This is a genomic window from Chryseobacterium pennae, assembly GCF_003385515.1.
In the GTDB taxonomy this organism is placed as follows: domain Bacteria; phylum Bacteroidota; class Bacteroidia; order Flavobacteriales; family Weeksellaceae; genus Chryseobacterium; species Chryseobacterium pennae.
The window spans coordinates 1-16,029 of record NZ_QNVT01000041.1; the positions used below are offsets into that span (position 1 = coordinate 1).

Below are 16,029 nucleotides of genomic sequence, written 5' to 3' on the forward strand. Positions count from 1 at the left end.
AGATTTTCACAGAACTTTCATAGAGCAGAAATGACTAGATTACCACCCCGTCAAAAATTCTTTGAATTTTTGACACCCCTCCAAAGGATGGGAATGATAAAAGCCATCACTTATGGATAATAGGTAAGGATATTAATTGATGCCAACCTATTATTTATTATTCATCATTTATAAATCGGTCCCCTACCCTAGCCCCGAGAGAAACGGTTACCCCACAGTATAGGTTGGAGCGTAGAAGGGTTTGGGTGTAGGTGTGTGTTGGCACGAGGAGTATGAGTGGATAGCGGGATTAAGCTCCTCGATGAGTTTGAGGGTATGAGCGGGCTAGAGTTGGAGAGAAAGAGTATATATGAAAGAGTGAAAGGTCTTCTCAGTTTCAAGAGTGTAATTAGAAAAATCGTTTTATGAATAGCTTATAGGTATAATAGCCGATGAGACAACCAATGGTGTCTGCTACGATATCGAGAGTTTCCATGGATCTTCCCAGTCCCATCTCTTCCTGGAGAATTTCTGTAAGGAAGGCATATATAAGGATGATCTGGAAAAAGTAAGAGAATTTTATTTTGGGAAATGCGGCCATGAATAAGAACCCTAAAGCTGCAAATATACTTAAGTGCAATACTTTATCAATACCGTTGAACATGAACCAATATTCGTGGTTCTCTTCTCCGGGCTTGAGAAGCATATAAGTAAGAAATGCCCAATAAATGGGCAATATCTTACTAAATATTTTTAAAATTTTATCCAATGATTGCTTTGTAATCTTCTGCAGAAAGCAATTCAGACAGGTCTGCCCCATCAGCAATTTCTAATTTGATGATCCATCCGTCTCCATAAGGATCTGTATTTAACAGTTCCGGCTGATCTTCCAATTCCGAGTTGAACCCGATAACCTTTCCTGCGATAGGTAAGAATAAGTCTGAAACAGTTTTTACTGCCTCCACACTTCCGAAAACGTCCCCGCCATTAAGATCATCATCTACTGTATCAACATCTACATAAACGATGTCTCCAAGTTCTCCCTGAGCGAAGTCTGTAATACCGATTGTAGCCACATTACCTTCGATCTTGATCCATTCGTGATCTTTAGTGTACTTTAATTCTGATGGTGTGTTCATTTTTTAATTTTTATTTTCTACAAATGTATTCAAAATTATAGTAGCTTCAAATATTGGATATAAAAAAAGTCCTTCAAAACTGAAGGACTTTTAAGTTTATGTTATTTCTAGAATCCACCACCGGACTCTCCGAACGTAAATGTTGCTGAAATACCAGCTCTGATCGTAGACAGCGGGAAGGCTGTAGAGATCTTATACTTCGAGGTCATCTGTTCGTAGAAGACTCTCAGGTTAAGACTTTCGGAGACATTGTAATCTGCAGAAAGTTTAATATTGAGAAGTCTCTGTCCTCCTGTCACCTGCGAATCATTCAGGAGGATATTCATAATGGAAGTTTTACTATCTCTTAGTGAAATATCTCCTCTGATATTAAGGTCACTTCCTTTTCCTCTGGTTCCTCTTCCTCTGATATTGGCTGTTCCTAATCTGAAGTTTCGGATAATGTATCCTAATCTCACTACATATTCTGTATTGGAATCTTCAGTCAGGGTATGGTTTACCAATCCTAATACCATCATTCGGTTTTTGTTGTACTGTAATCCGAACTGCATATTGTTTCTCATGGTAACATCTACTCCAAGAAGCGGTGAGAAGGATTCTACATACCCTACCTGAGAAAAGGTATAAGGATTAATCTTATCTCCATTATTCACTTTAATATTACCTGCATCATCTACCGTTTGATAATATCCGTTAGGGTTACTATGGTAATCAATATTACTTTGAATTCCTGTTGCAGTATATGTTGCGGTATAAGCATGTGAGATATCAAACTTCGTAAACTGTCCGCTGATGATCGGAATATTCTTTAATCCGGAATAGGTAATTCTCCAGTTTGGTAATGGCATTCCTGCTTTTTTAGGATTTCCTATCGGAGAAACAGATTTTCCTTCAAGAGCGGCTCTGAATGCTGGGATCAATACATAAGCATTGGCTATACTGTAATGTTTAGCAAATCCATCATTTCCTATTTCGGCATTGGGACCTCCAAGCTGTTGTGAAAGTTTCATTGCATTCTCTCTGATCGCTTGATATACTGCTGCACCGTCTTTGAATGACGAATTAAGAAGCATGGTAGAATTTGAATAGGTTATCATGTCTGTTGCAAAAGTAAAATCAGGATTAGGAACGCCTCCATTAACATAATTGAATCCGGAATGAGTGAAGTTACTGTTGAAGTTATGCAGTACATTCAGATCGATTCTAAGGTCATTCATCGGCATCATCTGCAAGTTAGCCCTTAACTCTCTGGTAGACATTCTTACGTATGCATCAGTCATCAAAGGAGAAGAGCTTACCCATCCATTTTCCATAACTGTTCTTCTGATATCTGCCTGAGATCCTAATAAGAATCCGATCGTTGGACCTCCTAATGTCTGCCCGGAACCATACCAGTTGGGAGCTGACAATAATCCAGGAAGTACTGTACCGTTGTTTTCGGTATAGCTTACATCCAACTGCTTGAATGAAGTCAGGAAGAATGCTGCACTTTGAAGCACAGTAAGCTTATTCTTGAATTTATAATGCTTATACTTATATCTGTTCTTTTCCCATTGTTTTGTATATACATTATTCAATGAATCCATTTCCTGCTTACGTTTCTGAAGCTTGGTATTAATATCTTTAAAATATTTAAACTGTCCGAAGAATTTAGGAATATCAGCTGATGCTGTTGCCTGAATGACATTCGTATTCTGCCCAATGGAACCTAAGCTTTCTACCTGATTATTATTCGGATTCACCGCACCATATAATGCAGTACTTCTCGCATTCCAGTTATAAGTAAATCCGTATCCTACTTCAGCATCAATAAAGTCCAGATAAGGAAGATACTGAAATGGCAGTTTATAGCTCAATTGTGCTCTGTGATTATACAATACCGGTCTACCTGCTCTGAACACGTTTCCGAAAATCGCTTTATTGTCCATCCCATTGACGTCTATGTTATCATTAAGGGTTCTGGTCGCCGAGTTGATCTCCAGCTTCAATGATTTTGTAAAGTTAAATCCTAAACCATACTGCCATCCGAAATAGAAGTTTCTGTTTCGGATCGATTCCATATCGCCGCTCGCATTTCCACCTAAAATGGCTTCAATATTTCTAAATTCAAGTTCGTTATAGTTCCTGTCAATTTCAGTTCTGAAGGATAATCTTGTCGGGATAGGATTGATATTAAATTCTTTTACCCATCTCAGATACTTAGTAGATTTTGCTGTATCACTGATCATCTTGTTGAAAGGTTTTATCACCCATGGTTTGAAGGTATAGTTGTAATCAATATACCCTCTCAGATACTGTCTGTAATTTCTTTTGGTATAAATATCCCTGAAATAATCATCATTATATATTGCAGTTACAGAAACGTTTTCAATATCATAAAACTTAGCCTTTTTATTCTGATTTACTCTTTCTTTACGCATATTAACAACTCCGATACTTCTTTGCTGTGTATATGTTCTCGCCACTTTTTTCAGCTGCTCCCTGTTTGGAGCCTTACTGAATTCCACGTCTGTATCCAAAGGATTGTACTTCGGATCTTCGATCGTCTGTGAGTAAGAATAGTTTAACGGAATTTTAACTCCTGTTTTCTCCGGTAATAGTTTGTCTACATTCACTGCTGTATTGATGCTGAATGCTGACTGCGTAGACTGAGTTCTCTCTGCCGGTTTTGAATCAATATTTCCAAACCCTACTGAGGTGTAAGAAGCATTGGTATTAACGGTTGCAAAATCTCCTAAGTTGAAATTTAAGCTTGCGTTTCCTGCATACCCACCATCATTATCAATATCAGAAAGACGAATCTCGTTCACCCATAAAATCCTGTCAATAGAAGGTCCTGAACTTCTTTCCTGCCCATTTCGAATACCAACCATTATAGTTGTCACACTTCCTAAGCTTGGACGTCCCTTAACATAAATTCTTTTATAATTATCCCCAGCTTCAAAGTTCGGATCCAAAAATCGCTGCATAATTTTATCGGCATACATTTTGTCTCTTCGGATTTTTGCATCAACAAAATTCTGAATATCAAGATTTACTTCGTTTTCCATTGGCCAGATTTCCATAGGAGCTGTTGCCGAAGTTGAAGTAAGCTTTAAAGATGCTTCATATTCGTAGTAGTTATCTGTAACATCATTTCCAAAACGAATAAAGAATTTAGTTTTTTCATCTATTTTCCCTACATTGATATCTCTATTTAATGGATCGTGAGCATGTACAAAAAGTTTTAGCTTTTTATATCTTCTCATATCCAGGGTTGTATTTTTGAATACCCCTTGAGCTTTACTAGCTTCCAACTCCCTAGCTTTCATATACAATGATGCCTCATTCTGTCTCTGCGCTCCTGCATTTCCGCTTAATACCTGTCTGTCTATTCCAGGAGGCAATACATATGGTGGCTGATTAAGAGCATTCTCTTCTATATTTACACTTCCTACCTCAAGTTGCCCTATTTCCGGATCTGTTGTTACTCCTTCATTGGGAGTTGGATCTAATGGTACATTTGAATAAGGAGCAAGACTCTTAGAATATTTTCTCCAGTCTGATCTTACAAGGTCCATTGTTCCGAATCTCAGTGTAGAAGTATTTTCAAAGCCTGTTAATAATAATCTCGCAAATCTTACATTATTAAGTACCGTTTCCTTAGCAGTTCCCTGAGCTTTATCAAAATTGGAAACTGGTATTCTGAATAAGTACCATTTTACATCAGCTGATTGCCCGTTCAGGAAAGTGGCTTTTACTGTTTTTATATCAACAATATTATTTTCTGCTCCTAATGAAAGACTGGCCTGATCTAATTTTATTGGATATTCATTATAGCTTTCAATCTGATCCAGGTTATAATCCCTGTTAATATCTTCAGCATCCGGAGTCTGTGAAGCCACACTCAGTGAATTTGCTTCTGAGTTTCCGTCTGGGTTTCTGAAGTATTTGTAACGCTCAATAACTGAAGCCGCCTGGGTGCCGGTAAATTTATCTGACATAAAAAAGACAAAGTCATCCACTGCAGGGTCAACAATATTTGTTACCGGGTTTACAAAAGTATTCCCGAATCTCATCGCTTCCTGATCTGAGCTTAAACCGTCATACCCTACATCCTGAGCTTTTCTTCCGTCTCCTTCTGTAGAGAAGGCATATAAAATAGGAGGCTGTTTTGGCTGTACACCCCAATTTGAAACCGTGGTAGCAGATGTAGCTCCCGGTGCAGGAAGACCGTTTTCATACAGCATTTTCCCATCTTTAAGGATATCTTCAGATACGTTTCCTAAGTGTAATAATAATTTCGGATTATCTCCCAGTTGATGACCATCAGCATAAGGATCCATCATCCAAAATTCAACATATTCAATGTTTGAGCTTACAAAGTTCGGAACACTGATTGGGCGCATAATACCTGCCCATCTGCTGCCAGCCTGCTCTGCAAGTGGATTTACGTTATAAGGTCCTTTTTCTTTAGGATAGAAGGAGATATCAAAAGTATTGGTATAGGTTTGGTCTCCCGCAACAAAGTCTCTGTTGTTATAAATTTCAGAAAGCAGTACTCTTCTTGAAGCATTGTTGGAAACAGATTGTGGAGTAATTCCAGCAGGAGGTCTTCCTCCAACATTCCAGAATCTCGGATCAATGTTATACCATGATAAAAGCCCTCTTCCATATCCACTCGTGATATCATCACTTGTTGGAGGTATATTGAAAGGAGGTGATGTATTTTTTTCAGGTCTTGAAGCCAAGCTCCATGCTGCAGGTTCCTTTAAAGATATTTTTGATGTTGTCTGTTCAAAATCGTCAATATAGGCCTGGCTGTTGGTTGCTTTATTCAATCCCGGAATAAGGTATGCTGCCTCCATCTTAAAGTTGATATTGGATGGTGCCTCAGTTTTGATCAATGGAAGTTTATCAGTAAACCTTGTAAGATAAGGAGCCTGATTATTATACATCATGTTGATTCCTGCCATTGTATTACTAACAGCTTCCTGACCATAGTTTACCTTTTGGGTAAGTGGTGATTCTGAGTAATTAATAACTGTTCCACCCAAAATAAAGTTTTCATTGAATCTTCTTTCCAGGTTTAATCCCATGAATCTTTTTCTCTGGGTATTAAATGTAAGCTGATTTTCCAATGAAATATTGATAGCCTGTCCGGACTGTTTTATATTTTCATTGAGAATTGTTACTGACCCCAACATATAGTCTACAGTATAGTCTACCCCTTCGGCAAGCTGTACTCCATTTGCAGAAACTTTTACAGATCCCTGAGGTACATTTACTGCTCCCAGAGAAATACCCTGCCCTTGTACCCCTTTGTAACGACCTTCTATCGTGTATCGCTGAGGAACAGAATTTTGATTGGGCAATGGTTTTATTTTATCGTATAAATCATGAAAAACATACATTGGATCATTCCCAACCAAAGACTCCATATACTTACCAAAAGGCTGCAATTTGGTGAAAATAATCTTACCGGTTTCCGGTCTGATCGTAACTCCGGGCACAAAGTCAAAAACTCCGTCTCCTTTGGTACCATCTTTATTGTTCTGAATATCTCCGTTCATATTAAGACGGTCCCAATTCATTAATTTCAATAGATTTAAATCTTTTACAGGAGTATCCGGAAGATAATTTACTTTACCTCCTGTTTTCTGGTCTTTATAATATAAATTAAGAATAAAGCCATCAGGAGATACCTGACCTGCATCTAAGGAATAAATGTTCTTCATCATCAATTCCCACATCGGAGAAGATACATCTACACTGTTGTTTACTTTCAAAACCTTAGTAATCAGTACAGGGCTTTCTTCTGAGAATTCCCCAACTTTGTATACTTTATTACTTCCATTCATTGTATATGAATATGAAACAGCCAGAAGCTGCTGGTCATTGAGTTTCTGATTCAATGAAATATATCCTAATTGGGGTTGAAACGTATATTCATTAGAATTTAGTTTTCTGGCCTTACTATTAAAGATAAAATGCTCACCGTTTATGTAAGGTTGTGAACTTCCAAATACCTGTCCCTGGTAAACAGCATTATAATCCTTACCGGCTTCTCTTGTTCCGGCCTTTGCTGAAATATCGTTATACAATCCATTCACAGAGTTATCCGGAAAAGCTCCTCCCCCTTCTCCAAGGTCTCTGATCCCGATGATTCCTTTCTGGTAAGCTAAATTACTGTTCCCTTGATCCAGCACCCAGACTTCAAGCCTAGTGATATTAATGGTTGAATTGATCTGTGGATAATTGATTAGGGCATTATCATATTTATCTACGAAGTAATGTCCTAAAAAATAGTGCTGATTTTCTTCATAGTCATTAGCATTCACCTTAAAGTTATTCATCACACCCCCTCCCTGTACAACAATATTTCGGGCTTCACCCTGTTGCTGGGAAAGGACTACAGTTCCAAAGGTTTTCCCCAGCTGGAATTCTGTTTTTACTCCAAACAATGATTGTGAACCACGGATCAGACTCGTTGAAAGCGGCATATTTACGTTACCGAATTCAACTCTTTTAATGATTTTATCTTCTCCGCCTGCGTTAGGTTTGTCAACATTTCCAAGCCCTTTGCTCTGCAGGTCTTTCCAGCTTCCTTTTGCTTGCCATACGAGGTTCATTCTGTTTTCAAAGGCAAAACCACTTTGGGTATCGTAATTGGCTTTTAACTGAAGATTCTCCCCTACTTTCCCAAGTAATCCAAGCTGAATTCTCTGGTCTATATCAAAAGTAAAGCTGGTCCTGTTCTGTGGCAGGATCAGCGGGTTATCTATTTTCTGGTAAAGTCCTGCGAAGTCGATGGATGCGTATCCGGAAGGAATGATCTCAATTTTATTGCCCCCGAACAAGGTTTCGAACAACTTATTGTTGATCATCACAGAAGGAATAAGCCCCTTCTTTCTGGCATCACTTTTGTCTTTTCTAAAAAGGAGATTATATTTTTCCGATTTCTCCTTATAATATGCCCTAGTCTGGAGAGCGAGTACATATTCTTTATACTCTTCGGGAGACATGGCAGTAGGAGGACCGGTAATGGTATTTCCAATTTTGGGATATACATAATACATCCCGGTTTTTATATCGAAATAAGCCTCATACCTTGTGGGGTCTGCTACTTCGTATTGCTTTCGTATGATCGTGGTGTCTTTCGCCTGCTGTGCAAAGGCACTTACAGACATAAAGAGGAACGACAGGAACAAAAATATTTTAAAATGCTTATTATTCGCCACCAAATGTTAAATGTTTTTTAAAATTTGTTTAACCAATTCTTCAACCGAGAAGTCAGGATTCTGCTTTAATATTCTATCTGCTATCTTCTCGCTGGTTCTCTTAGGAATTCCTAAAACTTCTAATGCAGATAACGCTTCATCCTTAATTTTATTATCCACCATTGATGAAATAGTCTCTCCCGGACCACTGAATTTCTGTACCTTATCTTTAAGATCCACAATAATTCTTTCTGCTGTTTTTGCTCCGATACCTTTAGCTTTCTGAATCAGCGCACTATTCTTAGAAAGTACCGCTGAAGCAATCTCATCAAGGCTCAAAGTAGACAATAGAATAAGCGCAGAAACTGCTCCCACCCCATTAACGCTTATTAACAGATTGAACATTTCTTTTTCTGAACGAGTGTTAAATCCAAAAAGAAGATGGGCATCTTCACGAATGATCTGCTGGATATATAAAAAGGTCTGCTGATTCAAAACCAGCATTTGTGAGGTCATTAAGCTGATACCCACATAGTAACCAACCCCTTGTACATTAATTACAGCGTAAGTAGGCGTAAGTTCTTGAACATTGCCTTGTAAAGAAAATATCATTATTAATTTTTAAAACTCCCAAATATAGTAATTTAAACTAATTAATATTTTCATTTCATGCAAGAATGATTTTTAACTTAAATTTTGAAGTGATATTCAATCAATCTGTTATAAGAATATAAGATCTCAAAAATCAGAATTTCGTCAATTTGGAATTGACTTTGAAGATGTCTTTAAATTTGTTACCACCATATTTCCAACTGAAGGCCAAATGATACTCCATTATTTTTGCTGATAAGTCTTGTATTGAAGTCCGAAACGCCTGTACTTCCGGTAAAGTCATCCGACCAATGTGCATAGGTAATAAATGGCCTTAAGACAGGTCTTGAATAATAGCCATAATCCCAGGAGATCTGCGGCGAAAATGTAACTTTCTGTAAACTGCCTTCTACTCCCGATCGATTATTTTTCATATAGTCATTACCCGCTTCTAATGCGAGATTAAAATGCTTGTTGATATAGTACTGATAGCGAAAACCTACACTAAAAAAGTTTTTGGACACTTTATTATCCAGAATATTTTTCATATCGTCGGTATTACCAATTCCAAAATCTCTGTACTGATAGGTAAGTGAAGCTTGCACTGCATGTCTTTGTTTATCATCATACACAAAATTATTAATCAAATCAAATGAATTTGCTTTATCAAGATTATAGGTAATGGTATTGCCAGCATTTTCTGATATTGTCTTTCCTGAATTAGGACTTTCGGTAATTGAGCTTCCCTTTCGAAAAATGAGGGTAGAAGTATTACTGATGTTCTTTTTGGAATACGTCCACCATCCCCCCAAAGCATATCCGGTAGATCTTGGAGTGTTGCTAATGTCATTTCGTGTTTTTATGCTGTATTGTCCTAAAAGATTCAGTTTAGAATGTTCGGAAACAGGAATATCCAGGTACCTGAAGTCTGTAACATAGGAATGGGCATCATTATTTCCATATTTAAATCTTATGAATGCCAGATTCATATTTCCCGAGTTTTTAATCTGGTAATTTTCTAGTCCTAATCCTATTTGTGAATTTTGTGCAGAATTAATCCAAAAATAATCCAGGGACTCCACATTTCTACGATCATAATATCTTTTCCCTACCCATAGGTTTGCATTTTTTACAACTTTATTTATTTTACCGTAGAGCTGTGCTGTTTCTGGAAATTGCTTATATGCATCACTCCCGAAAGGAATAAATTTCGCCATCATATACGTGACTTCGTACAGGTCCACAGAATCCTTGTCTTTGTATCGATAATTGAACTGAAGTTCTCCGTAATGATTAGCTTCATTCCCCATTCTGAATTTATGTACATTATCCGGTGTTGTAAAATTTACCATCTGACCACCGTCTGACCATCCAAAACCTGTTCGGACATATCCATTAACAGACAGTTCGTGGGATTTAAAATTAATTTTTTGCGCAAAGCATAGGGAGCATGCTAAAAGGGACAACAGAGAGCCCATTTGTAACAACTTCTTTTTTTTCATAGTGTTTCTTAAAAGGTAAACTACCCAAAAAACAATACAAACCTTTAACAGAATAAAATTATCTGTTATTTCATTAAAGCAAAAAATGTCACAGTGGTTATACTCTACTGAATATCAAAAAAGCATATTCCGATTAAGTCGGGAATAGGAGCAAATCAATGATTATGCATTGGCAATAGAATTATATTACACATCTGGATATCTTTTTTCATGCATTTGTACTCTGTGTTCTTTAGTTCGTTTGTGTTTTTTATTAACTCAAAGATATTAAATAATACAATTACCTTAAAAAAAACAGCAATCATTCATTATGATTCAAATATTATTAAATATTTTACATTTTCAGCCATGTGAAAAGCTTAATAATTTAAAATTGAAACATCAGAAAGATAAAAATATAAACCTAATTAATTCTCAAAAAACCAGAATTTCAGGTATTCTCTTATCATTTAACACAAATTTCACTCATAATATATAAAAAACAAAACCAGACAAATACTCGTCTGGTTTAATTTTATCTTTATGATATGCAGGCATATCAATTTTGTTATGTTATTTCTTTTCTCTTCTTTGTGCATCAAGAACAGCAATGGTAGCAAGATTCACGATCTCATCTACGCTGGAACGCATCTGAAGAACATGTACAGGTTGTTTTAATCCCATAAGGATTGGTCCGATCACCTGTGCTACTTTCATTCCTCTTAGAATTTTGTAAGAAAGGTTGGCACTTTCAAGATTCGGGAAGATGAATGTATTTGCCGGAGTTGTTCCCAGTTTTGAGAAAGGATAATCGCTCAGGTGATCTGCATTCATAGCAAAATCCGGCTGAATTTCACCATCAACAATCATCTTAGGATACTTCTCATGAAGGATACTTACAGCTTTTGCCACTTTTTTGGAAGTTTCAGAAATGGCTGCAAAGTTTTCAAATCCAAGCATTGCAATTCTAGGTTCGATTGCAAAAGATTTCACTGTAAATTCTGCCATTTTAGCAATATTCACTAGATCTTCAGCTGTCGGATTCTGATTGATAGAGGTATCTGCGAAGAAAATAGGTTTCTTTTCAGACAGGATCATCATCATTGCTGCTACTTTATCTACTCCTTTATCTTTTTCAATAACTTCTAAAACAGGACGAAGAACTGAAGCATAGTTTTTAGAGAACCCAACGATAAGACCATCAGTATCTCCGTGCTTCAGCATCAAAGGTCCGAAATAATCTCTCTGACGAACATATCTTTTAGCCTTGTACTCGTTCATTCCTTTTCTCTGACGAAGTTTCCAAAGGGTTTCTCTATATTTTTTTCTGTTTTCTTTCTGATCATCATCACTTGGATCAATGATTGGAATATCCAGGTTCATCCCGTAACGTTCCATCTGTTCCTTGATGTATTTTTTATCTCCTAAAAGACTTGGGTATGCAATTCCTTCTTCATAAAGAATCTGTGCTGCTTTTAATACGTTATATTCTTCAGCATTTCCAAGGGTAATTCTTTTCGGATTGGATTTTGCACGGCTCTGCATCATTCTTACCAATCTTTCATCTCTACCCATTCTGTCCAGAAGCTGATGCTCATACTCTTCAAAGTCAGCAATCTGCTTTCTGGCAACACCACTTTCCATGGCAGCTTTTGCTACAGCACTTGATACTTTTGTGATCAGTCTGTTATCAAATGGCTTTGGAATAAAATATTCTCTTCCGAACTGAAGGTTCTGAACGTTATAAGCAAGAATTACAGCTTCCGGCACCGGTTCTTTTGCTAAATCAGCAATAGCGTGTACTGCTGCAAGCTTCATTTCTTCATTAATTCCCGTAGCCTGAACGTCTAATGCGCCACGGAAGATATAAGGGAAACCTAATACATTGTTTACCTGGTTAGGAAAATCACTTCTTCCTGTTGCCATGATTACATCTTTACGTGTAGAAAGAGCAAGGTCATAAGCAATTTCCGGATCCGGATTCGCTAAAGCAAACACGATAGGGTTATCGTTCATGCTTAACAACATTTCAGGATTCATTACATTTCCTTTGGATAATCCTACAAAAACATCAGATCCTTTTACAGCATCTTCTAATGTTTCAATATCAGTCTGAGCAATGAAATCTAATTTTTCAGGAGTAAGGTTCTCTCTCTTATGATTGATTACCCCTTTACTGTCACACATCAGGACATTTTCTTTTTTCAGTCCTAATGAAATATAAAGCTTTGTACAGGCGATTGCAGCAGCTCCTGCTCCATTCACTACCATTTTCACTTTATCAATATCTTTATTGGCGATCTGTAAAGAGTTGATCAATGCAGCCGCAGAAATAATTGCGGTTCCATGCTGATCATCGTGCATTAAAGGAATATTCAATTCCTCTTTTAGTTTTTGTTCTATATAAAATGCTTCCGGAGCCTTAATATCTTCAAGGTTGATTCCTCCGAATGTAGGAGCAATTCCTTTTACGATTTCAATGAATTTATCAGGATCTTTTTCATCAATCTCAATATCAAAAACATTGATATCAGCAAAAATTTTGAACAAAAGGCCTTTTCCTTCCATCACCGGTTTTGATGCTTCTGCTCCAATATCCCCTAATCCAAGTACGGCAGTACCGTTAGAAATTACAGCTACCAGATTTCCTTTTCCTGTATAATCGTAAACAGTTTCCGGCTTATCGTGAATTTCCATACAAGGAACTGCTACTCCCGGGGAATATGCTAATGACAGATCTCTCTGAGATGAGTGTGGTTTGGATGGTATAACTTCGATTTTCCCTTTGGGTTCTGCTTTATGATAATCTAACGCGGCCTGACTAAAGTTCTTTTCGTCGCGATTGTTGTTACTTGACATAAGTTTTATTTTTTGTTAGAGTATATATTTAATGTGGTAATCTACTAAGCTTTCAATTGGTTTCTGAACTACATGTCCCACATTTAAATTAAGTTCTTCGGCTACAGAGCGTAAAATATTTTCATAATAATAAGCAATGGAGCCAATAAAGTTGATTTCAGCGTCATTGGCCTCCTGATAAGGCATAACCTGATATTCGAAGAAGCTTTTCATTTCTTCAAAAACCATGTTCACAAAGTAAGGATGATCCTTTCTTTCCACAACAAATTTATTGAAATCAGCCAAATAGGCATTTGGTCTTGGAGCGTGATACATGTTTTTCAATGCATCTTCTATAGTAAGTTTATAGTCTGTTTCAAATTCTAGATGAAGATCTGCAGGAAGTTTTTTCATGAAATATCTGCGCACGAGCTGTTTTCCGATCGCACTTCCGCTTCCCTCATCTCCCATCAGGAATCCAAGGGATGGTAATTCAATCTTCACATCTTTACCATCAAAATAACATGAGTTTGATCCTGTGCCTAAAATGCACACAATTGCAGGTTTTCCTTTATAGGCGGCATAAGCAGCGGCCATCAGGTCTTCTTTTACAATAATTTCGGCTTTATCAAATACTTTTTTAAGCTCGATTTCTATGGTTTCGCGGTTTTTTTCCACACCACATCCGGAGCCATAGAAAAAAACTTTGGTAATTGAATTTTTAACCAATATCAGATTGCTGTTCTTCTGTATTTCAGGAGCGATAAGTTCTCTGTTAATAAAATTCGGATTGAAACCGATGGTTTCAGTTTTCAGAAAAACCTTTTTGAAATCATCAAGTATTACCCAATCCGATTTAGTAGAACCACTATCTACAATAGCAACCATATTTTAGATTTTAATTTAAGGATGCTAAATTATGAATTTATCTTCAATTAGCGTTTAAAACAACCTGGAAGCTGTCTAAAATCATTAATGTTTAATTTCAGTTTTTTTATCATTGAATTGCAGAAGCCAATCTTCAATTTCATCTTCCAGATAAGATGCCTGCAGCACCATGGCATTGATAAAATCATCGGGAACAGGTTCGCCATTGGAATTTTCAAGATTCCAAAGTTCATTAGACATATTTTCGTACTCAGAATACACTCGTTTGAAGCGGGAGTTTTCTTTTTCAAGAGCTTCAATATTTTTCTGTTGAAGCTGAAATTTTCTGTATTTGTTTTGACTTTTCATACAAATATTATTAACAATTGGTCATAAAAAATTAGAGTAGTATGCTTTCAAATAGGCATTACAAGATAGAAAAACCATTATCACAAGGATTTGAAAATGAATTTATTATCAGGTTGTAGTAACATCATTCCGCTTATTAAAATTAGAAATAATTTTTATTTAAAAAAATATTTTAACAACTTTTTTCAGTGTTTAACATATAGTTATAAATTTGCATATTCATATTGTAAAGTATCCTGATTTGAAATAATTGAAAACCATTATGAATACACAGGATCGCAGGGACTATTGATTGTTTCACTTATAAAACATTCTAAAACCCAATACAATATAAGATATATTTTCAGTTTTTATATTAATTAAATGAAAGAAATACTTATACGCCAGAAACAGGTTTTGTTCTTCATTATTGCCGGAGGACTAAGCGCAATTGTTGAAATTGGCAGCTTTAAAATATTCAGTACTTATCTGCCTCACTTCTTTGCAAAAGAAACTAACTTTCATGGTATACACTATCCTTTAAGTAATATTTTCTCTACCAGCTGTGGAATTATCACCAACTACTTTCTGAGCATCTGGTTTGTTTTTGAAAGAGGAAAACATTCGAAGAAGAAAGAGTTTGCTTATTTTATGCTGGTGTCTTTTATCTCCACGTTGTTAAGCCTAGGTTTCTTCCAGATATTCTACAGCTTTATTTTTAAAGATAATATCAATTTAATTTTTTATACCTTGAGTCCGGAAATGATCAGCAAGATTGCAGCAATCCTGTTGGTTTCCATTCTTAATTATTCGGTAAAGAAGAAAGTAATTTTTAACGGTTAAACTGTGACAAAAATTTTAAATTATCTCTGGAGATTTTGGCTGTTGTTATTAGCATTTGTTCTAACAACCACTCTTGGGATCCCCGTTTATATTTTATCTTTTAGTAAGAAACATTATAAATACGCTTATAAATTTATCCGGTTATGGTGTTTCGGCATGTTTTACGGCATGGGCTTCCGGTATGACCTTATTAAGCTTTCTGAGCAAGAAAAAGACAGAAACAAAGAATACGTTTTCATCTCGAACCACACTTCGATTATGGATATCATGCTAACCTGCATTCTTTTTCCGCACCACCCGATTTGTTTTGTTGGGAAAAAGGAACTTGTTAAGATTCCAATTTTCGGAACTATTTATCAAAGGATATGCGTAATGGTAGATAGAGCAAGTGCAAAAAGCCGTGCTGATGTATACCGAAGATGTGCAGAAAAAATGGAGGAAGGTAACAGCATTGCTATTTTCCCTGAAGGTGGTGTTCCTGATGATACTTCCATTATTCTGGATGACTTTAAAGACGGAGCTTTTATGCTATCATCAAAACATAACTCTCCTATTGCTGTTTATACCTTTATCGGGCTTAAGGAAATGTTTCCTTTTGACAGCTCAAAAGGTCACCCGGGAAGGGTAAAGGTTTATTTCATTGGAATTATAGAACCTACTGCTTCTCCAAAAGACTTAAAGTCAGAAGCTTATCAAGTAATTAAAAAAACATTGATTGAGCATTCTATTTAAAAGAATTAGTTA

General features: G+C 36.5%; 10 protein-coding genes. 2 read left to right on the forward strand and 8 right to left on the reverse strand.

Annotated elements, in window-relative coordinates; translation table 11 throughout:
* Positions 1 to 388 precede the first annotated feature (388 nt).
* From DRF65_RS26545 to DRF65_RS26580, 8 genes are all read right to left on the reverse strand, one after another.
* Positions 389 to 685, reverse strand: a complete 297-nt coding sequence (locus tag DRF65_RS26545; protein ID WP_394337831.1) for a VanZ family protein — start codon at positions 683 to 685, stop codon at positions 389 to 391.
* 55 nt (positions 686 to 740) lie between these two features.
* Complete coding sequence (gene gcvH / locus DRF65_RS26550; RefSeq protein WP_115973722.1) at positions 741 to 1,118, reverse strand: glycine cleavage system protein GcvH; 378 nt, start codon at positions 1,116 to 1,118, stop codon at positions 741 to 743.
* Positions 1,119 to 1,225: 107 nt separating this feature from the next.
* A complete protein-coding gene (gene sov / locus DRF65_RS26555; protein WP_115973723.1) occupies positions 1,226 to 8,287 on the reverse strand; it encodes a T9SS outer membrane translocon Sov/SprA in 7,062 nt (2,353 codons plus the stop codon).
* 57 nt (positions 8,288 to 8,344) lie between these two features.
* On the reverse strand, positions 8,345 to 8,929 hold the full coding sequence (ruvA, locus tag DRF65_RS26560) for a Holliday junction branch migration protein RuvA (protein ID WP_115973724.1): 585 nt from the start codon (positions 8,927 to 8,929) through the stop codon (positions 8,345 to 8,347).
* Between the two features lie 182 nt (positions 8,930 to 9,111).
* Positions 9,112 to 10,410: a carbohydrate porin gene (locus tag DRF65_RS26565; RefSeq protein ID WP_115973725.1), complete on the reverse strand. Its 1,299-nt coding sequence runs from the start codon at positions 10,408 to 10,410 to the stop codon at positions 9,112 to 9,114.
* 552 nt (positions 10,411 to 10,962) lie between these two features.
* Positions 10,963 to 13,248: an NADP-dependent malic enzyme gene (locus tag DRF65_RS26570; protein WP_115973726.1), complete on the reverse strand. Its 2,286-nt coding sequence runs from the start codon at positions 13,246 to 13,248 to the stop codon at positions 10,963 to 10,965.
* A gap of 15 nt (positions 13,249 to 13,263) precedes the next feature.
* Positions 13,264 to 14,115, reverse strand: a complete 852-nt coding sequence (locus tag DRF65_RS26575) for a BadF/BadG/BcrA/BcrD ATPase family protein (RefSeq protein WP_115973727.1) — start codon at positions 14,113 to 14,115, stop codon at positions 13,264 to 13,266.
* Positions 14,116 to 14,199: 84 nt separating this feature from the next.
* Entirely contained in the window at positions 14,200 to 14,463 is a 264-nt protein-coding gene (locus DRF65_RS26580; protein WP_115973728.1) for a hypothetical protein, read from the reverse strand.
* A gap of 363 nt (positions 14,464 to 14,826) precedes the next feature.
* Between DRF65_RS26580 and DRF65_RS26585 the strand changes: the two genes are divergently transcribed.
* Positions 14,827 to 15,285 carry a GtrA family protein gene (locus tag DRF65_RS26585; RefSeq protein ID WP_115973729.1) on the forward strand — a complete coding sequence of 153 codons (459 nt, stop codon included), beginning with the start codon at positions 14,827 to 14,829 and terminating at the stop codon, positions 15,283 to 15,285.
* Between the two features lie 3 nt (positions 15,286 to 15,288).
* A complete protein-coding gene (locus tag DRF65_RS26590; RefSeq protein ID WP_115973730.1) occupies positions 15,289 to 16,017 on the forward strand; it encodes a lysophospholipid acyltransferase family protein in 729 nt (242 codons plus the stop codon).
* The last annotated feature ends 12 nt before the right edge of the window (positions 16,018 to 16,029 follow it).

Coding starts and splice junctions, on each gene's coding strand:
- DRF65_RS26545 (WP_394337831.1), bottom strand. CDS start 685: ATGCTTCTCAAGCCCGGAGAAGAGAACCACGAATATTGGTTCATGTTC.
- gcvH (WP_115973722.1), bottom strand. CDS start 1,118: ATGAACACACCATCAGAATTAAAGTACACTAAAGATCACGAATGGATC.
- sov (WP_115973723.1), bottom strand. CDS start 8,287: ATGTCTGTAAGTGCCTTTGCACAGCAGGCGAAAGACACCACGATCATA.
- ruvA (WP_115973724.1), bottom strand. CDS start 8,929: ATGATATTTTCTTTACAAGGCAATGTTCAAGAACTTACGCCTACTTAC.
- DRF65_RS26565 (WP_115973725.1), bottom strand. CDS start 10,410: ATGAAAAAAAAGAAGTTGTTACAAATGGGCTCTCTGTTGTCCCTTTTA.
- DRF65_RS26570 (WP_115973726.1), bottom strand. CDS start 13,248: ATGTCAAGTAACAACAATCGCGACGAAAAGAACTTTAGTCAGGCCGCG.
- DRF65_RS26575 (WP_115973727.1), bottom strand. CDS start 14,115: ATGGTTGCTATTGTAGATAGTGGTTCTACTAAATCGGATTGGGTAATA.
- DRF65_RS26580 (WP_115973728.1), bottom strand. CDS start 14,463: ATGAAAAGTCAAAACAAATACAGAAAATTTCAGCTTCAACAGAAAAAT.
- DRF65_RS26585 (WP_115973729.1), top strand. CDS start 14,827: ATGAAAGAAATACTTATACGCCAGAAACAGGTTTTGTTCTTCATTATT.